This is a genomic window from Rhizobium sp. 05N430, from assembly GCF_056396985.1.
Map to the genome: position 1 here is coordinate 178,535 of NZ_JBFTMO010000011.1, position 18,704 is coordinate 197,238.

The 18,704-nt window shown below is 62.9% G+C and carries 16 protein-coding genes and 1 pseudogene; 6 read left to right on the forward strand and 11 right to left on the reverse strand.

The window, feature by feature from the left end; genetic code table 11:
- The first annotated feature begins 4 nt into the window (after window positions 1-4).
- The 4 genes from AC1DJO_RS21380 to AC1DJO_RS21395 are packed head-to-tail and all read left to right on the forward strand — an operon-like array spanning window position 5 to window position 4,245.
- Window positions 5-781: an ABC transporter ATP-binding protein gene (locus AC1DJO_RS21380; RefSeq protein ID WP_112386713.1), complete on the forward strand. Its 777-nt coding sequence runs from the start codon at window positions 5-7 to the stop codon at window positions 779-781.
- Window positions 778-2,265, forward strand: a complete 1,488-nt coding sequence (locus AC1DJO_RS21385; RefSeq protein ID WP_112386714.1) for an HAL/PAL/TAL family ammonia-lyase — start codon at window positions 778-780, stop codon at window positions 2,263-2,265. The genes AC1DJO_RS21380 and AC1DJO_RS21385 overlap by 4 nt, the downstream gene beginning before the upstream one ends.
- 10 nt (window positions 2,266-2,275) lie before the next feature.
- Window positions 2,276-3,418 carry an N-methyl-L-tryptophan oxidase gene (solA, locus tag AC1DJO_RS21390; RefSeq protein ID WP_112386715.1) on the forward strand — a complete coding sequence of 381 codons (1,143 nt, stop codon included), beginning with the start codon at window positions 2,276-2,278 and terminating at the stop codon, window positions 3,416-3,418.
- Between the two features lie 8 nt (window positions 3,419-3,426).
- The gene (locus tag AC1DJO_RS21395; protein ID WP_112386716.1) at window positions 3,427-4,245 is read left to right on the forward strand and encodes a phosphate/phosphite/phosphonate ABC transporter substrate-binding protein; all 819 of its coding nucleotides are present in this window, start codon (window positions 3,427-3,429) and stop codon (window positions 4,243-4,245) included.
- Between the two features lie 27 nt (window positions 4,246-4,272).
- Here the strand turns inward: AC1DJO_RS21395 and AC1DJO_RS21400 are convergent.
- The 6 genes and pseudogenes from AC1DJO_RS21400 to AC1DJO_RS21425 all read right to left on the reverse strand — a co-directional run bounded on the left by AC1DJO_RS21400 (window position 4,273) and on the right by AC1DJO_RS21425 (window position 11,273).
- Window positions 4,273-5,030: pseudogene (locus AC1DJO_RS21400) on the reverse strand (ABC transporter ATP-binding protein).
- Window positions 5,031-5,040: 10 nt separating this feature from the next.
- Window positions 5,041-7,131 (reverse strand): ADP-ribosylglycohydrolase family protein, encoded by a 2,091-nt coding sequence (locus tag AC1DJO_RS21405; RefSeq protein ID WP_112386718.1) that lies wholly within the window; start codon window positions 7,129-7,131, stop codon window positions 5,041-5,043.
- A gap of 13 nt (window positions 7,132-7,144) precedes the next feature.
- Window positions 7,145-7,978, reverse strand: a complete 834-nt coding sequence (locus tag AC1DJO_RS21410; RefSeq protein WP_112386719.1) for a carbohydrate ABC transporter permease — start codon at window positions 7,976-7,978, stop codon at window positions 7,145-7,147.
- On the reverse strand, window positions 7,975-8,820 hold the full coding sequence (locus AC1DJO_RS21415) for a carbohydrate ABC transporter permease (protein WP_112386720.1): 846 nt from the start codon (window positions 8,818-8,820) through the stop codon (window positions 7,975-7,977). The genes AC1DJO_RS21410 and AC1DJO_RS21415 overlap by 4 nt, the downstream gene beginning before the upstream one ends.
- Before the next feature lie 93 nt (window positions 8,821-8,913).
- On the reverse strand, window positions 8,914-10,218 hold the full coding sequence (locus tag AC1DJO_RS21420) for an ABC transporter substrate-binding protein (protein ID WP_112386721.1): 1,305 nt from the start codon (window positions 10,216-10,218) through the stop codon (window positions 8,914-8,916).
- Window positions 10,215-11,273 (reverse strand): LacI family DNA-binding transcriptional regulator, encoded by a 1,059-nt coding sequence (locus AC1DJO_RS21425; protein WP_112386722.1) that lies wholly within the window; start codon window positions 11,271-11,273, stop codon window positions 10,215-10,217. Before AC1DJO_RS21425 ends, AC1DJO_RS21420 begins: the two co-directional genes overlap by 4 nt.
- A 262-nt stretch (window positions 11,274-11,535) precedes the next feature.
- Between AC1DJO_RS21425 and AC1DJO_RS21430 the strand changes: the two genes are divergently transcribed.
- A complete protein-coding gene (locus tag AC1DJO_RS21430; protein WP_112386723.1) occupies window positions 11,536-12,261 on the forward strand; it encodes an SDR family oxidoreductase in 726 nt (241 codons plus the stop codon).
- On the opposite strand, the gene AC1DJO_RS21435 is transcribed toward AC1DJO_RS21430, so the two are convergent.
- The 4 genes from AC1DJO_RS21435 to AC1DJO_RS21450 all read right to left on the reverse strand — a co-directional run bounded on the left by AC1DJO_RS21435 (window position 12,258) and on the right by AC1DJO_RS21450 (window position 16,814).
- Window positions 12,258-13,241 carry an ABC transporter permease gene (locus AC1DJO_RS21435; RefSeq protein ID WP_477972824.1) on the reverse strand — a complete coding sequence of 328 codons (984 nt, stop codon included), beginning with the start codon at window positions 13,239-13,241 and terminating at the stop codon, window positions 12,258-12,260. The two genes, AC1DJO_RS21430 and AC1DJO_RS21435, sit on opposite strands and share 4 nt — an antisense overlap.
- 10 nt (window positions 13,242-13,251) lie before the next feature.
- Entirely contained in the window at window positions 13,252-14,217 is a 966-nt protein-coding gene (locus AC1DJO_RS21440) for an ABC transporter permease (RefSeq protein ID WP_405049562.1), read from the reverse strand.
- 37 nt (window positions 14,218-14,254) lie between these two features.
- Window positions 14,255-15,748 carry a sugar ABC transporter ATP-binding protein gene (locus AC1DJO_RS21445; protein WP_112386757.1) on the reverse strand — a complete coding sequence of 498 codons (1,494 nt, stop codon included), beginning with the start codon at window positions 15,746-15,748 and terminating at the stop codon, window positions 14,255-14,257.
- Between the two features lie 82 nt (window positions 15,749-15,830).
- Window positions 15,831-16,814 (reverse strand): ABC transporter substrate-binding protein, encoded by a 984-nt coding sequence (locus AC1DJO_RS21450; protein ID WP_112386726.1) that lies wholly within the window; start codon window positions 16,812-16,814, stop codon window positions 15,831-15,833.
- A 169-nt stretch (window positions 16,815-16,983) separates the two neighbouring features.
- Here AC1DJO_RS21450 and AC1DJO_RS21455 point away from each other — a divergent pair, with 169 nt between their 5' ends.
- Window positions 16,984-18,063: a LacI family DNA-binding transcriptional regulator gene (locus tag AC1DJO_RS21455; RefSeq protein WP_310290085.1), complete on the forward strand. Its 1,080-nt coding sequence runs from the start codon at window positions 16,984-16,986 to the stop codon at window positions 18,061-18,063.
- Here the strand turns inward: AC1DJO_RS21455 and AC1DJO_RS21460 are convergent, their stop codons facing one another.
- Window positions 18,064-18,624, reverse strand: a complete 561-nt coding sequence (locus tag AC1DJO_RS21460) for a LysE family transporter (RefSeq protein WP_112386727.1) — start codon at window positions 18,622-18,624, stop codon at window positions 18,064-18,066.
- Window positions 18,625-18,704: the final 80 nt, after the last annotated feature.

An 18,704-nucleotide genomic window follows, 5' to 3' on the forward strand; every position in this document is an offset into this window, starting at 1 on the left:
CGCGATGCCCGGTGTGACACGCCTTTCCGTTCGCAACATCCGCAAGAGCTTCGGCACCCATGAGGTCCTGCGCGGCATTTCCCTTGAGGCCCAGGACGGCGATGTTATTTCGCTGCTCGGCGCTTCCGGCTCGGGAAAGTCGACCTTCCTGCGCTGTATCAATCTCCTGGAAACCGCGAGCGATGGCGAGATCTGGGTCGATGGCGAGCAAATCCGCATGGTGCACAAGAACGGCAGCAGCCGTCCTGCCAGCCAGAAGCAGGTCGACCACATCCGTTCCGAACTCGGCATGGTGTTCCAGAGCTTCAACCTCTGGTCTCACATGACCATCCTGCAGAATGTCATCGAGGGGCCGGTCCACGTTTTGAAGCGCCCGAAGGCCGAGTGTATTGCCGAGGCCGAGGCGCTTCTGGAAAAGGTCGGCATCGCCGACAAGCGCCATGCCTATCCGGCGCATCTTTCCGGCGGCCAGCAGCAGCGTGCCGCGATCGCTCGCGCCCTTGCCATGAAGCCAAAGGTCATGCTGTTCGATGAGCCGACATCGGCGCTCGATCCGGAATTGGTCGGCGAAGTGCTGCGCGTCATGCGCGCGCTGGCCGAGGAAGGCATGACGATGCTCGTCGTCACCCACGAGATGAGCTTTGCCCGCAACGTTTCCAACCGCGTCGTCTTCATGCGCGAAGGCCTGATCGAAAGCAGCGGCGCGCCCGACGATATGTTCGGCAGTGCGGCCACGCCGGCCTTCCGCCAGTTCATCGGCCATTTCGGAACCGGGCAATGACCATCGTCCTGCATGAACGTCTGTCGTGGCGCGATGTCGCCCGCGTTGGCGAGGGTGAAGCTCTGGCCTTGTCGGCCGCAGCACGCGACCGTGTCGCCCGCGCCAGACAGATCGTGGAGAGCATCGTCGAAAGCGGCGTCAGGGCTTATGGCATTAATACCGGGGTCGGCGCGTTGTCCGACACGGTCGTTGACCGCACCTCGCAGAGCCGCCTGTCGCGCAATATCATTCTGAGCCATGCCTGCGGTGTCGGTCCTCTGCTGGCGCCGCGCGAAGTGCGCGCGATCATCGCTGCGCAGATCGCCAATTTCGGCCACGGCCATTCCGGCGTGCGCCCTGAAATCCTCGAACATCTCACGGCATTCCTCGCGAAGGACTGCATTCCCGATGTGCCGTCCAGGGGATCGGCCGGATATCTCACCCACAACGCCCATTCGGCTCTAGTGCTGATCGGAGAGGGCCATGCAACCGTCGGCGGGCGGCGCATGACGGGGCGCGAGGCACTTCTCGCGATCGGGCTCGCGCCGCTTGTGCTTCAAGCCAAGGAAGGCCTGAGCCTCGTCAACGGAACGGCCTGCGCAACGGGCTTGTCTTCCGTTGCCCTGTCCCGCGCCGAACGGCTGCTCGATTGGGCCGACGCCGCCGCAGCGCTGACGCTCGAAGCTGTCGGCTGCCAGATAGCCGCTTTTGAGAAATCAGTGCTGTCGCTCCGTCCTTCCAAAGGTATTGCGAAGGTAGGCGGGCGCTTACGCTCCCGGTTAAAGGGCAGCGCGCTGGTCGACGCCGCCAAGGGCAAACGGACGCAGGACGCGCTCAGCCTCCGCTCGGTGCCCCACGCCCACGGCGCTGCGTGGGACGTGTTCGAGGAGACGGCCCGGATCGTCGATCAGGAGCTGGCTTCCGTGACCGACAACCCCGCGATCTCCGGGACGCCGGATCGTCCCGTGGTGTCCTCCGAAGCGCATGCCGTGGCGCCCGCCCTGGCGCAGGCCGCCGATGCTCTCGCAATCGCGATCGCGCAGATCGGCGCAATGAGCGAGCGGCGCGCGGACAGGCTGGTCAATCCGCTTGTCAGCGGGTTGCCGCCGTTTCTCGCCAGCGATGCCGGCAGCCATTCGGGCTTCATGATCGCGCAATATACCGCTGTGGCACTTGCCAACGAAAATCGCCGTCTCGCGGCACCCGCCTCGCTCGACGGCGGCATCACCTCCGGTTTGCAGGAGGACTTCCTGGCCCATCCGACGGCGGCGGCAAACAAGCTGCTCGCCATCATCGATAACGCCGAATATATCTTGGCCGTCGAACTGATGGCGGCAGCGCAGGCGCATGATTTCGTGGCCGTCAACGGTGCACGCGCCACCGGAACCGGCGCCATTCACGCGATGGTGCGCGGCGTTGCAGGCCATTACCATGACGACCGGCCGTTGCATGGCGATATCGAGGCGCTCCGAACCCTGATATCAACCCATCAGCCGGCCGAGTGAGAGAATGGACATGTCTGCAGAATTCGATGTCGCCGTCATCGGTCTTGGTGCCATGGGGAGTTCGGCCGCCGCCTTCGCGGCATCGCGCGGTGCCAAAGTCATCGGGCTCGAAGCCTATTTCCCGGCCCATGCGCTCAGCTCGTCGCATGGTGACAGCCGTCTCATCCGGCTCGGCTATTTCGAAGACCCGTCCTATGTGCCGCTGCTGCAGCGTGCCTATGAAAACTGGCGGGCGCTGGAAGCACAGCTGCGAACCGATATCCTGACCGTCACAGGCGTGCTGCAGATCGGCGCACCGGACAGCAAGATCGTCAGCGGAACGAAGGCATCCTGTGAGATGCATGGCCTGGCGCATCAGATCCTCGACAAGCAGGAGATGGCGCGGCGGTTTCCGGCCTTTGCCCTCGATGACGGCGAGATCGGGCTGCTCGATCCGCAGGGCGGTTATGTCAAGCCTGAAGCCGCGATCATGGGCTACCTGAAGCTGGCCGCCGAACACGGTGCTGCGCTGCATTTCGGCGAACCGGTGCTTTCGATCGACCAGAGCGGCAATGGCGTGACGATCGTCTCGGGCACCGCGACCTACCGCGCACGCAAGGTCATCGTTGCGACCGGCGCCTGGATCGCCGAGCTCGTGCCGCAACTGCGGTCGCGTGCCGTGCCGATCCGCCAGGTGGTGGCCTGGTATCAGCCATCCGATGGCTTCGTTGCCGAGCCGCAGCGCATGCCCTGCTTCCTGCGGGATGACGGCGAGGGCGGATCCTATTTCGGTTTTCCGAATATCGGCATCGACGGCGTCAAGGTCGGCCGTCACGCGCATTTCCGCGAGCCGATCGATCCGCGTGCTCCCAATCCGCCCGTCAACGAGGCCGATACCGCGCTTCTTGACAGCTTCGTCCTCAAGCGTCTGCCGCATGCGGCTTCGATGCGGGTGCGGGCGACGACCTGCCGCTACACGATGCTGCCGAGCGAGGACTTCCTGATCGATCATGTGCCGGGTGCGCCTGATGTCGTCGTCTCCTCCGCCTGCTCCGGCCACGGCTTCAAATTCACCAGCGTCATCGGCGAACTTCTGGCGGATCTCGCGCTGGAGGGCGGCAGCGCGCTGCCGCACGGCCTGTTCTCGTTTGCGCGGCACTTCCCGAACGGCTGAGGCACAAGATGCATCTTGTCTGCCTGGCAATGTATGTTACCCCGCCGCCGCTTGCCGCGGCGACCGCTGAACTCTGGGAGTTCCTGCGCGCATATCTCGCGCGCCCGGGTGTCTCAGGATTGCCGGATCGTCTGGATACCGATCTGGCCTATGACGAAGCCTGGCTTCGTCCCGACCTCCTGCTCTCGCAGACCTGCGGCTATCCCTATGTGACACAGCTACGGGGCAGGGTCCGCCTCGTCGCAACGCCAGTCTACAGCCATCCGGGCTGCGACGGGCCGCTGATGCGCAGCGTCATCGTCGTCAGACGCGACTCGGTTTTTGCTGCGATCGAAGATCTGCGTGGCGCAGTCGCGGCGATCAATAGCCCGACCAGCAATTCCGGCGCCAATCTCCTGCGCGCCGCCGTTACTCCTCTTGCCCGGGAGGGGCGCTTCTTTGCTGCCTTTATCGAGACGGGAAGCCATGGCGCCAGCATCGATGCGGTTGCCCAGGGCCGCGCCGATTGTGCGGCCATCGATTGCGTTACACTTGCAAATATCCAACGCTTCGACCGTGAGCGCGTGACTGAAATCCGGCAGCTTGCGCTCACGCCTGCCAGTCCCGGGTTGCCCTTCATCACGTCTGGCGGTGCAACCGACGAACAGGTTGAGCTGCTTCGTGAAGCGCTCATGGCCTCGATCCGCGCGCCATTTCTTGCGGTGGCGCGCGATACGATGGGGCTGGTCGATTTCGACATCCTGCCGGACGCCCGTTACGAAGTGCTGCTGACGCTTGCCAAGCAGGCCGAGGAATTCGGCTACCGCGATTTCGACAGGCTGAAATGAGCGCCGCCTTCCCGGCGGCGCGCTTCCTCAGCCGATCCTGTTGCCCGACGCCGCGTCGAAGATGTGAACGGCGCCTTTGGTGAGGGTCAGTGTCTGTTTGCTGCCGACATCGAACCATGGCCGTTCGCGAAGCACCACCGAGACGAGTTGATCGCCGAGCTTGAGCTCGATGAAGGCTTCGGAGCCGGTCGGCTCGATATTCTCGACGGTTGCGTGCAGGTCGCCTTCTGCCCCAAGGCCGATTTCTTCCGGCCGCTTGCCGATCAGCAGCTTCTGGCCTTCCTGAACAGCTGATGGCGCTGCAAGTCCCGACGGTTGGCCATTCTGCAGGATCAGTTTGCCGCCGGTGACGGTTGCCGGGAACAGGTTCATCGCCGGCGAGCCGATGAACTGGGCGACGAAGGCATTGGCCGGGCGGTCGTAGAGTTCCAGTGGCGTGCCGATCTGCTCGATGCGGCCCGCCTGCATGACGACGATCCGGTCGGCCATGGTCATTGCCTCCACCTGGTCGTGGGTGACGTAGACCATGGTGGTGCCGAGGCGGCGGTGCAGGCTCTTGATTTCGCCGCGCATCTGCACGCGCAGCTTGGCGTCGAGGTTCGACAGCGGTTCGTCGAAGAGGTGTCCTCAAGACCGGCGATCATCCGCAGCAGCGTGGACTTGCCGCAACCCGACGGGCCGACCAGGACGACGAATTCGCCGTCACCGATCGCCGCATCGATCCCGTGAATGACCTCGGCGCTGCCGTAGCGCTTGACGACCTTGTCGATCGTGACACTTGCCATGGGGATCTCCTTACGCCGCGCCGATGTGGATGCGGGTGGCCGAGAGGGCTCCCTCGTGAATGATCAGTCCGGCCGATCCGCCGGCAAAGGTCTGGTCATTGGCTTCGACCGTGGTGCCGCCGACCGTAGCGGAAAGCTTGTCGCCCCTGGCCGAGAGCTTCATCGTAAAGCGCGTCTCGAATTCGACCTGGAGTGCGGTCGAGGCGAGCACCGTCTGCTTCTCATCCTTGCGGCAGACGATCTGCAGCTTGCCGTCGCGGGTAACCAGAGCCGCATAGTAGCGGCGCTGTCCCTCGGCGCGGATCGCCAGGCCGCCGTGATCGCCGAGATGCAGCATCAGGTCGGCCTCGATAGCATAATCGGTCCAGTCGCGCGTGCCCTGCAGGATCAATCCTTCACCGCGGTTCTGGCTGATGCGGAAGTCCTGCGGGAAGTTCTTCGAGAAGAAATGCACATTGCTGACCCAGGCGCGGCGCCAGAAGTCGCTGGCGCCTTCCGGACGCTTGAAGGTCACATCAGGGCAACCATCCCAGGTGAGCGCATCGACCAGGACCCGCCCGTTTGCTCGTCCCTGCGGTGCCGTCAACACCAGGCCGATTTCGGCGATCGGCTGGTGGCCGGTTGCGGGGACGGTCCATTCGAGCGCTGCCGAATTGCCGGGGTTGAGAAGCTTGCCGGAGGGCATGTCGATATCGACGAGGGCATCGCTGCCATCATAGTGGCGGATGCGGAGCTTCGCCTCGACGGAGCCGCTGTTTGCCGCTTCGGCGCGGATGGTTGCGCGCAGCGTCTGTCCGGCATGGATGCGCGGGCTGGCGACCAGATCGTAGGTGCGCATCTTGGTGACTTCGAGCGGCGTGAAGACCGGCGTGGTGGCCGCAGCCTCACGACCTTGGGCAAGCGCCTGGTAATCGATCGCCAGCGCCGATCCGGTTCCTGTCACCTTCAGCCCGTCAAGAGCGGTCTGGCCCGCCTGCGGACGGAAGCCCTGGACCGAGCCCGGCAGCGAGAAGTGGAATTTCGCGCCATTCTTCGGCGCCGGTTCGGCTGTCTGTCCGGCAAGCTTGCGACCGAGATTGGCCAGCCACAACGAGACGTCGGCGGCGTCGGCAATCGAGCGGCCGCCATCGGCGGTCGACATGTAGAGACGGTCGGCGACCGGGCCGCGCCAGTCGGGACCGGCATCGAGACCGTCGAGGCCGAGCATGATGCCGTGCAGGCAGCCGAGGTTGCCGGCGTTGCAATCGGTATCCCAACCGGAGGTGTTGACGATCATCTGGCCGCGCTGGAAGTCGTGCGGCGCATGCAACAGCGCCATGATCATCAGCGCGTGGTTGGGCACGACATGGCAATTGCCCGGATATTTGTCGTAACCGTAATTGTCCTCGATCTTCTGACGCGTCGCTTCCCAATCCTCGTTGCCCGATGTCCAGCCGCGGATATCGGCGATCAGCCTGGCGATCAGGCTGTCCTTCGGGATATGCGCAAGGCCGGTATCGAGCAGATGGTTCACATCCTTGCTGACGAAGGCCTCCGCCTCCATCGCAGCCCAGAGGACGGCGGCATTCACCGCTTCTCCGTCGTGACTGACGGAGCCTGCGGCGCGTGCCAGCTTGGCGGCCTGCGCCGGGTTGCCGGGGGAGACCAGCGCCCAGCCGTCGATGAAAATCTGCGCGCCGATCTGCTCGGCAACGGTGGCGCCGTTGACGGCGATCGAACCGGAGGCCGGCGCCGGAATGCCGCGCTGTAGGTTGAGCCAGGCGGTGTGTTCCGTCGAATTGCCGGCACCACCCCACCAGAGGATCGAACGTTCCTCGATGATGTAGTTCAGCCAGGCCTTGCCGATGTCTTCGGCCGACAGATCCGGCGAGATGCCGTAGTCGTCAAGCGCTCGCGGGAAGGTGAAGGTCCCGGCCACGTCGTCATCGGTGACGATCAGCGGATCGCCGAGGCGGTCATGGACGTAATAGGTGATCGGGCCGAGCTTTTCGAGAATGTCCTTGTAGCGCCAGTTCTCGAACGGGCGGCCGAGATAGACGCCGATCAGCTTGCCGAGAACGCCTGCATAGACGCGGTTGTTGTAGTCTGCGGGAATGGACATGCGAACTCCTTGATCAGCCCTTCACCGAACCGCCGGCCATTCCTTCGATGAAGTGGCGCTGCAGCAGGACGAAGAGGATTACGATGGGAAGAATGATGATGAGGGCGGCGGCCATGATCTCACCCCAGTCGGACGAGTATTGGCCGGAAAGCAGGAAGAACGAGACGACGGCCGTCAGCCTGTCCTGGCCCTGCAGGAACGTCGTGGCGATCAGGAACTCGTTCCAGGAATAGAGGCCGATGATCAGCGCCACCGTCAGGATCCCGGGCGAGACGATCGGCAGGAAGACGCGGCGGAACACCTGCCAATGCGTCGCCCCGTCGATCAGCGCTGCTTCCTCCAGCTCCTTGGGAACCGCAAGGAAGTAAGTCCGCAGCAGCATGATCGCGAAGGGCGAATAGACCGCCGTATAGATGAAGGCGACGGCGACAGGGTTGTTGATCAGCCCGAAGCGGGCAAAGCCGAAATAGAGCGGGAAGAGGAAGAGCTGGATCGGCGCGGTGGTGCTGGCCAAGAGATAGAAGGTCAGGATTTTCCAGCGCTTGATCTTCTGGCGGGCCAGAACATAGGCGGTCAGCGATCCGGTCGAGCAGACGAGGATGATCGTCAGGCCCGTCAGCACGGCGGAGTTCAGCAGCGTCTGGCCGAAATTCGCGTCCGTCCAGGCGCGGGTGAAATTGTCCCAGCGGATGACGGAGGGGAGCGCCAGCGGATTCTGGACGATCTCTGCCGATGGCTTCAATGCGTTGAGCACGGTCAGCGCGATGGGAAACAGGGTGACGATCAGCAGCACCGACAGGGTGATGTAGACGATCGCGAAGGTGAGGCGGCTTTCGGTGATGTTCATTGTTCGAACTCCGTCGCTTGGGCGCGGATGTAGAAGACGGTTGCGGCCAGGCCGAAGAGGCTGATCACCACCGAGATCGCTGCCGCCTTGCCGACAGCAAGGTCGTAGAAGGCCGAGCGATAGGCGAAGGTCGATAGCACTTCGGAGGAATAGGCCGGGCCGCCCTGGGTCAGGATGTAGACGAAGTCGAAGACCAGGAACGACCAGATGACGGTCATGATCATCATCAGCGTGATGGTCGGCATGATGCCTGGCAGGAGGACATAGCGGATGGTCTGGAAGAAGGTTGCACCCTCGATGCGCGACGCTTCGATCTGTTCGTTCGGCACCTGACGCAGGGCCGCGAAGAAGATGACGCAGAGGAAGCCCCACCAATGCCAGAGGTCGACGACCGCGATACCATAGAGCGCGCTCGACGTCTCGGTCAGAGGATTGGCGATATCGAGACCCATGCGCTGCAGAAGGCCGGTGATGCCGGTGACCGGCGAATAGATCATGCCCTGCCAGACACGGCCGGTGATCGCCGTGGCGATGATAACAGGCAGGAAATAGACGACCTGGAAGAAGTTCGAGCCGCGGCGCACGACCAGCATCATGGTGGCTGCCAGCAGGCCCATGGCGATCGGTACCGTCAGGAAGATAAGCGTCCAGATGATGTTGTTGGTCAACGCCGTCCAGAACACGCTGTCGTCCCAAAGGGCCTGGAAATTGTCGAGGCCGACGAACACGGGCGTGCTGATGCCGTCCCATTCGAAGAAGGCGAGAGCCACCGTGAGCAGCGCCGGTATGGCGATGATGACGACATTGATGATCAATGTCGGCAGGACGTAAAGTCGGTGCATTGCAGACCTTTCAAGGCAAACAGGCCACTCCCGCGCCGACGCGGCGCAGGCGAAGGTGAGGGCGCCGAAGCTGCGCCCTCACGGCCATTTTGATCAGCGGGCCGGGACCGCAGGCGCCTTTCCGGCCTTCATTTCCTTCTGGAAGGAAGCGTCCATCTTGGCGAGGAAGTCGGCGGTCGTTGTCTTCTTCAGCCAGACTTCCTCGATGCCGTTGATGACATAGCTGTCTGTCGCCGGCGGCAGGAAGGTCCAGGTCGTGTAGCCGTATTTGCCGTCGTTTACCGATGAGGAGAGGTTCTTCATCGTCTCGGTAAAGAGCGGCGTCACTTCGCTCGCCATCTTGACGTTGGAGATATCCTTCAGTGGAATGTTCCATTCGCCCTGCCAGGCCGAATTCATCGTCTCGTAGACTTCAGGCGAGAAGACATAGTTGATCGCCGCTGCCGCGCCATCCGGGTTCTTGGCCTTGGTGGCGATCGAGAAGGTGGAGCCGATGCCGAGCGGGAAGACCGGGTCGCCCGAAGCACTCGGGAAGCCGACGAAGCCCGCCTCGCTGCCTGCCTTCTTGCCGTAGGTATCGACATTCTGGAACTGCCAGGTGCCGGTCGGCATCATCCCGGCCTTGCCGGATGCCATGGCGTCTGCTGCCTGTTCGCTGCTCGTCACCGAGAAGTAATTCTTGCCGAAATAACCCTTCTGCCACCAGGAATTCAGCCGGTCGATCGATTTGACGAAGGGCTCGGCGGTCCAGGGCATTTCGCCGCGCAGCGCCTTGTTCAGGTTTTCGGGGCCGGCAACCGAGTTGAGCGCCAGTGTCACGAACCACTCGTTTGCGCCGCGCCAATCGGCATTGCCTGCCGCAAACGGAGTGATGCCGTCCTTCAGCATGGCGTCGGCGACGGTCTCGAGTTCGTCCAGCGTCTTCGGTGCCTGCCAGTTCTTCTGGGCAAACAGCGTCTTGTTGTAGAACAGGCCGACCGTTTCGTAGGTCTTTGGCAGGGCGTAGATCTTGCCGTTATACTCGCCCATCTTCAGGAAGACCGGCAGGATACGGTCCTGCCACTTGTACTTGGCGGCATAGTCATCCAGCGGCATCAGCTGGCCGGACTGGGCCATCGGCGCGACATAGCTCGGGCCTGCCGTATAGACGACATCAGGACCGTTGCCGGAGAGCATGGCAACGCGCAGCTGCTTGTCGAGTTCGTTGCCGCGATAGTCGATGACAAGGCTGTAATCGGGATTGGCCTTGGCGAAGGGCTCGACGATATCTTTCTGGATCAGCTTCTGTTGGTCCGGGGTCGCCTGTTCGTACCACCAAGAGACCTTCTCCTGCGCGATGGCGATATGCGACGTGCTGGCAATCAATGCGGTGGCGGCGAAAAGCTTCAGCCTGGTCATAATGTTTCCTCCCTGGTTTGATGCATGTGCTCCGGCTGTCCCTTGAAGGGGGCAACCGAGGCGCGGATGATGAGTTCGTATGGCATTTCTTCTGCCTGGCCGGGTTCGGAGGCCCCGTCTGCCAGCCGTTCGATCAGTTTCTCGGCGGCGCGGGCGCCGATCCGATCCTGAAACTGTGCGACTGTCGTCAGTGCCGGTGTCACCAGCGCTGCCGCCAGAATGTCGTCGAAACCGGCAACCGAAACGTCGCCGGGAACGGACAGGCCGTGGGCGGCGAGGCTCTGCATGGTGCCGATCGCCATCAGGTCGTTGGCCGCGATGATGGCGCTGACCGGACGGCCGCTTTCCAGCAGGCGGTCGGCGATCTCGCGCCCGCCCTCCAGCGTGAAATGCGCGGCTTCCAGCACGATCGGCGCGGCACCCATGGTCGCCATCGCCTCGAGATAGCCCTGCAGGCGGACCTGCTGCGGACCGCCGGGCGCTGCGATCATGGCGATCGACCGGTGGCCGAGGTTCAGAAGGTGCTTGGTCAGCGTCCGGGCGGCGGCGACGTTGTCGATGAACAGGTTGTCGATCGGCAGCGGGCCGCCGACCTTCCTGGAGACTTCGATACGGACGACGGGAACGCCCGTCTTGCCGAGCGGCGCGAGATCCCTGGCGCTGGTCTTGAAGAATACGCCGACCACGCCGTCGAAGCGGCCCTGCTGCGCGGCTAGGATCACCTGCCGCTCATTGTTCAGCTCGCCCTCGGTATCGATCGTCACCACTTCGTAGCCGGCGGCGCGCGCGACCTTCTGCACGGCAACGACGAGCGAGGGATAAAAGGGGTTCGCGAGATCCGGAACCACGCAGGCGATCACATAGGTCCGCTTGGTCCGCAGCGCCTGCGCAAACCGGTTCGGCTGATAGCCGAGTTCCAGGATTGCCGCCTCGATGCGTTCGGCGGTCTCAGGCGTAACCTTCTCACGGCCACCATTGAGGATCAGCGAGACGGTGGCTTGCGCAACGCCCGCTCTTTCGGCCACCTCCTTCTGCGTAATCCGCCGTCCCGTCACCTGAGATATCCATAATTGATACGTAGCAACAACTTATTGCTACGTATCAATTAGTCAATGGCGATATTTAAGTTCGCTGGAGCCCCCGTCCGCTTTAGCCTATCGCGGCGTCTTTAGCGGATGCGGATGCAAGCGCTATTTCAGAGGGTTGGAGGGGGCGCGGTCCCGGCAGAATTTCCGGCACGGGCGTCACGATAGATGTGGATTTCGCTTCGCTCGCCATTCATGATCCGGCCCAATGAAGGAGCAGGAGGACGACAGAATGGATTGGAATGGGCGCCGCGTGCTGGTGACGGGAGCTGGCAAGGGCATCGGCCGGGCGACGGCGGTGATGCTGGCAAAGCGCGGGGCAAAGGTCGTCGCTCTCAGCCGCAGTGCCGATGATCTGGCGAGCCTTGCCGCGGAGATCGCCTGCGAGACGATCTGCGCCGACCTTGCCGGGATCGGTGCGATTGAAGCGGCGGTCCGCCTGGCGCTTCCGGTCGATCTGCTCGTCAACTGCGCCGGAACGACCGTGCTGCAGAGCTTCGTGACCAGTGATCTCGCGGAATTCAACCGGGTGATGAACGTCAACACGGTCGCGCCGATGGTGCTGTCGCAGATCGTGGTGCGGGATTGGCTGGCCCGCGGCATCAAGGGCGCGATCGTCAACGTTTCCAGCGATGCGGCGCGGCGCGGTGTCGCCAATCACACCGCCTATTGCGCCTCGAAGGCAGCGCTCGATGCGATGACGCGGGTGATGGCAGCCGAGCTCGGCCCGTCAGGCATCAGGGTTAACAGCGTCAACCCGACGGTGACGCTGACGCCGATGGGCGAGCTTGCCTGGAGCGATCCGGCCAAGGCCGATCCGGTCAAGGCCCGCATTCCGCTTGGCCGGTTCCTCGATCCGGACGAGGTCGCCGAGGCGATCCTGTTTCTGCTCAGCGACGGTGCATCGATGGTCAACGGTGTGTCGCTGCCTGTCGATGGCGGTCTCGCGGTTTCCTAGGTGGCCGATTTGGCCGTCAGCCGTGCCTGCAGGATGACGACGACGAGCAGGAAAGCGCCGCGAATCACCGATTGCCAATAGGCAGACAGCGAGATCCAGCCGAGACCGTTCTCGAAATTCAACACGTTGAAGACCATGCCTAGCAGCAGCGCGCCTGCCAGCGTTGCCCCGACCGACCCGGATCCGCCGGTCAGGAGCGTGCCGCCGACGACGACCGAGGCGATGGCGAAAAGCTCCCAGCCGACGCCTTCGGTCGGCTGTCCCGCGCCGAACTGGGCAGCGAGGATCACGCCTGCAAGTCCGGCAAGCGCGCCCGAGAGAGCATAGATCGCAAACAGCGTGCGATTGACCTTCAGGCCCATCAGCGCGGCCGTGTGCTCGCCATCGCCGATCGCCAGAATATGGCGGCCGGAGGGGCGGCGTTCGAGGAAAATCCATCCGGCGATGTAAGCAGCGAGCGCGATCCAGGCTGGGATCGGAAAGCCGAGGAAATCGTCCTGGCCGATCGATACGAAAGCGGTGTCGTAGTCGACGGAGACCGATTGATCGTCAGCTAGCAGCAAGGCGGTGCCATAGGCGGCGAGCATAGCGGCCAGTGTGGCGATGAACGGCTGAATCCGCATCTTGGAGATGACGAAGCCGTTGAGCATGCCGACGAGCAGACCGGCGCCGACGCCCGCCACCAGCCCCGCCGCCCAGCCATAGGGCGAGGCGAGTGCGGAAACGACGCTTGCCAGCGCCGCAACCCCGCCGACGGAGAGATCGATGCCGCCGGTCATGATCACGAAGGCCATGCCGAGCGCGATCAGCGCGAACATCGAATTGTAGCGCAGGAAGCTCAGGATATTGAAGGGCGACAGGAAATTCTCGTAGCGCAGGGCGCCGAAGAGAATGAGCGCGGCCAGCGCGATCAGTACGCCGAGGCGGGCAAGGTCACCGGCGGATTTCGGGGCGAAGGGTTTGAAGAGGGCGGAAAGCATCTCGGTGTCCTCAGGTCTTGTCGGCGCGCTGCTGGATGAAGACGGCAATGACGATCAGTCCCGCTTTGACGATCAGCGCGGCGGCATCGGGCACGCCATTGGCAAGCAGCGTGTAGCGCACCAGCTGAATGACGAAGGCGCCAAGCAGCGTGCCGAAGATATTGGCCCGCCCGCCCGTCAGCAGCGATCCACCGACGGCGACGGCGGCAATCGCGTCAAGCTCCATGCCCATGCCGACCAGATTGGCGTCGCTGGCGGAGTTTCTGGCCACGACGATCAGCCCCGCGATACCGGCAAGCGCACCGCTGATCACATAAACCAGCGTCTTCACCCGCTTGACCGGAATGCCCGTCAGCCGCGCCGCCTTTTCGTTGCCGCCGACGGCGATGATCTGGCGGCCGATGACAGTGAAGCGGATCAGCGCATAGGCGAGGGCGGCAATGACGATCATCAGAGCCACCTGCGCCGGGATGCCGGCGAAATGGCCCATGGCAATCCATTGGAATGCCGGGTTCTTGAAGACCTGCAGATTGCCATTGGTCATCACCTGCGCGATGCCGCGCCCGGCGATGAACAGCACCAGGGTGGCGACGATCGGCTGGATCGAGAAATGCGTGACGAGAAAGCCGTTGAACCAACCAAACAGCATGGCGACGATGACCGGCACCACGAAAGCAAGGCCAACGGCAAGCGCGACGTTGTCGATCGGGAACAGGGTTCCCAGGAAGATCATCGGCGCGATGGCGCCCGATATTGCCATCAGCGAGCCGACCGAAAGATCGATGCCGCCGGTGGCGATCACCAGCGTCATGCCGGTTGCGACGATGACGATCGTGGCGACCTGGGTCAGATTGACGTTCAGCGTCTGCCACGAGAAGAAGTTCGGGGTGATCGCAATGTTGACGGCGATCAAGAGCAGGAATGCAGCTAAGGTGCCGTAGCGGCTGGCGATGCGAAGCGCTGACGCCTTCGACATGGTTGACGGCTTGATGGCGGTATCCGATATCGTCATGTCAATTCACCTGATGCGCCATGGCGGCAAGGAGGCTTTGCTCCGAGAGTTCACGTCTCGGCAGAACCGCGACCGACATACCGTCGCTGAGCACGGTGACGCGATCGGCGGCGGCCAGCAGCTCTTCCAGTTCCGACGAGATCATCAGCACGCTGAGGCCATCATCTGCGAGGTTTCGCAGCAGCCGCAGGATCTCGGACTTGGCGCCGATATCGATGCCGCGTGTCGGCTCGTCGACGATCAGCACTCGCGGATCGGTGCAGAGCCAGCGGGCCAGCAGCACCTTCTGCTGGTTGCCGCCCGACAGTTCCTTGATCGGCTGGTCCGGAGAGGCACATTTGACGCCGAGCGATTTGATGAAGCGGGCGACGATCTCGTCCTGGCGGGCGCGGTCGACGATGCCTGCTTTCTTCAGTTTTGGCAGCAGCGCCAGCGTCATGTTCTCGCGGATACTCATATCCGGAATGATCCCGTCGATCTTGCGGTCTTCGGAAACGAGCCCGATGCCATCGGCGATCGCCGCGGCCGGTTCGGCATAGCTGCGCGAGGTGCCGTTGAAGCTCAGGCTGCCGCGCTCCAGCTTGTCGACGCCGAAGATGATGCGGGCGGTCTCCGTGCGGCCGGAGCCGAGAAGGCCGGCCAGTCCGGAAATCTCGCCCTCGCGGATCAGCAGATCGACGTCGCGGACGCGCAGGCCCGAACCGGCGCCCTGCAGCTCAAGGCGCACCGGCCGTTCGATCGCATTGTCGGCATCGCGGCTGAGCGCTTCGAAAGCCGCCAGTTCGCGGCCGAGCATGTGGCGCACCAGCTCCATTTTGGGGATATCCTTCATGGCGCTGACGGCAACCGTCTGGCCGTCACGCATGATGGTGACGCGGTCGCAAATCGCATAGAGCTCGTCGAGGCGGTGGCCGATGAAGATCACTGCGACGCCGCTTTTCTGCAGTGTGCGGATCGTCTCGAAAAGGACGGCGACCTCGCGCTCGTCCAGCGATGAGGTCGGCTCGTCCATGATCAGCAGCCGGGCGTTCTGGGTCACGGCGCGGGCGATCGACACCATCTGGCGGGTGGCGGCGCTGAAGCGCGCAACCGGCAGATCGACGTCGATATCGAGATTGAAGGTGGCAAGCACCTTGCGGGCGCCATCGCGCATGGCGCGGCGGTCAAGGAAGCCGAATTTCTTCGGTTCCCGCGACAGATAGATGTTCTCGGCGACGGAGCGCTGCGGCGCCAGGTTGATCTCCTGATAGATCGTGGCGATCCCGGCGGCCTGGCTTTCTGCCGGCGTCGAGAAGGCGACGTCCTCGCCGTTGAAACAGATCGATCCTTCGTCGCGCTGATAGGCGCCGGTCAGGATCTTGATCAGCGTCGACTTGCCGGCGCCGTTCTGGCCGACAAGCGCCATAATCTCGCCCTCGGCAATATCGAGGGAAGCGGCGCGCAGCGCGGCGATCCCGGCAAAGGATTTGGAGATACCCTGCATCGACAGCAGCATGCCGGTCGACTCCGTATTCAATAAAGGAAAAGCCGGCCGGAACGGCGTCTGCCGAACCGGCCGGAGCGGTCACGCTGGGAGTTTAGTAGGCGCTGGAGAGCTCGGCCTTGGCGTTGGATGCATCGTAGAACTTGTCGTCGTTGATGACCCAAGGCTCGATCTTCTCGCCCTTTGCATAGCGCGCCATCGTTTCGAAAGCCTTCGGTCCGAAACGCGGGTTGCATTCGACGACTGCGCCGATCTTGCCTTCAGCCACGAGGCCGACAGCTTCCTTGCCGCCGTCGATCGACAGCACTAGGATGTCCTTGCCCGGCACCTTGCCGGCGGCTTCGATGGCGGAGATGGCGCCGATCGCCATTTCGTCATTGTGGGCGTAGACGATATCCGCATCCGGATGCGCCTGAAGCAGCGCTTCGGCAACCTGGCGGCCCTTGTCGCGGGCGAAATCGCCGGACTGCGATGCGACGATCTCGAAGCCGCCAGCGGCCTTGATGGCGTCGTCGAAGCCCTTCTTGCGGTCGTTGGCAGGCGAGGAGCCGGTCGTGCCTTCGAGCTCGATGATCTTCTTCTTGCCGTTGGCGTTCTTCGCCAGCCATTCGGCAACGCGCTGGCCTTCCTTGATGAAGTCGGAGCCGATGAAGGTCAGGTAGTCCTTGCCGGGCTTGGCGAGCTTCGGATCGACGCTACGGTCGAGCAGGATGACCGGGATTCCGGCCTTCTCGGCAGCCTTGACGGCCGGGATCAGCGGCTTTTCTTCGCGCGGCGAGAGGAAGATCAGGTCGACGCCCTGGGCGATCATCGAGTTGACGTCGGCAACCTGCTTGGCGGCCGAGCCGGCGGCATCGGTATAGACCAGCTGGTAGCCAAGCTTTTCAGCCTGCGCCTTCATGCTTTCGGTCTGGGCGATGCGCCACGGATTGTTTGATTCGGTCTGCGCGAAGCCGACCTTGTACTTTTCCTTCTGCTTCAGCGCAGGCACTTCTGCCATGGCAACTGTGCCGGCCACGGCGACGGCGCCGAGTGCGGTTGCAGCAAGCATGAATGTACGACGTGAGAATGCGGACATCTCAGTTTCTCCTCCCGAATTTTCCGGTATCTTCCCAACCGGCAGTGAGCAATAACTGCTTCACATGAGCTAATCTTGTAGCTAATAATATTAGCAGTCAAGCGTCATTTTATGAGCTATTGCACAAATTTTGGTTTGTGCTGCAGCAAGTCATCGGGAGGATATTGTGATGACGAAAAAGAATGGCCGCGGCGGGGAAAACGGGCGCCGCGGTGAGGCTGGACGGCCTACAATGACCGATGTTGCCCGTATTGCGGGCGTTTCGCAGTCCAGCGTGTCGCTTGTGCTCAATGAAATGTCGGGATCACGCATCTCGCCGGACACCCAGGCCAAGGTTTTGGAGGCTGCTCATAAAATTGGTTATAAATTACCTGGAGTTCGTCATGAAGCTCAGCCGGACACGCGAATCGAGAAAGACACGATCGCCTTCGTCGTCGACGAAATCTCCACCAGCCCGCATCCCGTTGTCAGCCTCGACGGCGTGCGCGATTTTGCTTTCGAGCAGGGTTTCCTGACCTCGGCGCATGCAACGCGTTCCAATCCGGATCTCGAAGACGCCGTGCTGCGCTCGATCCTGCGCGACCCGACGATCGTCGGCGTCATCTATGCGACGATCTTCACCCGCAAGGTGAAGGTGCCGGAACTGCTGAAGAACATCCCGACCGTATTGCTGAACTGCTATGCCGAGCCGCGTCAGCATATGGCGATCGTGCCCGGCGAAGTGGCGGGCGGCTTTGCCGCGACGGCGCATCTGACCTCGCTCGGCCACCGGCGCATCGGCTTCATCAACGGCGAACCCTGGATGGACGCGGCGGTCGATCGCCTCAAGGGCTACAAGCAGGCGCTCGCCACCGTCGATGTCGCCTTCGACGAGACGCTGGTGCGCGACGGCGACTGGCTGCCCTTGCGCGGCTATGAGGCTGGTCTCGACCTGTTGTCGATGAGCAATCCGCCGACAGCGATCTTTTGCGGCAACGATCTGATGGCGATCGGCGTGATGAAAGCGGCGGCCGAGAAGGGCTTTCGCGTTCCCGAAGATCTCTCCGTCATGGGCTATGACGACCAGGAGCTGGCGCGCTACACCCATCCGCCGCTCTCGACGCTGGTCCTGCCGAACTACGAGATGGGGCAGAAGGCGGCGGAGACGCTCATCGATATGGCCATCCACGGCAAGACGCTGCGGCCGATGACCATCAAGGTCGATGGTCCGCTCGTCGTCAGAACCTCGACCGCAAAGACCAAACCCTGATCAGCCGACGGCGCTGATCACCAGGGTCACGGAAAAAAACATCAGCACGGCAGAGGCGCAGCGCTGCGCCAGCAGAGGCATGGCGGTGCCCCGCCCGATGATCAGCCGGCCAAGGACAATCCAGAGCGTCGACGTCACCGTGACCGATGCCACGAAGATCAGCACTGTCAGCAGGAGCGGCGCCTCGACGGCCGGCACCATGGTCAGGCCGATGATGATGGCTTTCGGGTTGAGCAGGGTGGTGAGGAAAAGTTCGCGGATGCCGACCGGCGCTGCCGCCCCTTCAGATTGCGACCGCCAGAGCTTCAATGCCAGAAACAGAACCCAGACCGCCGATATCAGCCGCACTGCCTGCGCAATGGCCGGATGCGCGTGAAGGAATGGACCGGCGATGCCGGATACCGGCAGGATGACCAGCAGATAGGCGGAGACAACAGCGAGCAGCAGGGACGTCAGGCGTTTCACCGTCAGGCCTGGTGACATCATGGCAAGGACGGCGTTCGTCGGCCCGGGCAGGATGAGCAGTGCCAGGATGCCCAGAGAGAAAGTCGGCAGGTTCATCTGATTGTGTGTCCTTGAAGCCTGCGGTTTCAGTAGGCAACGATAGTCCCTGCCCGTTGCCATTTCCAGCGGGTGCGTGC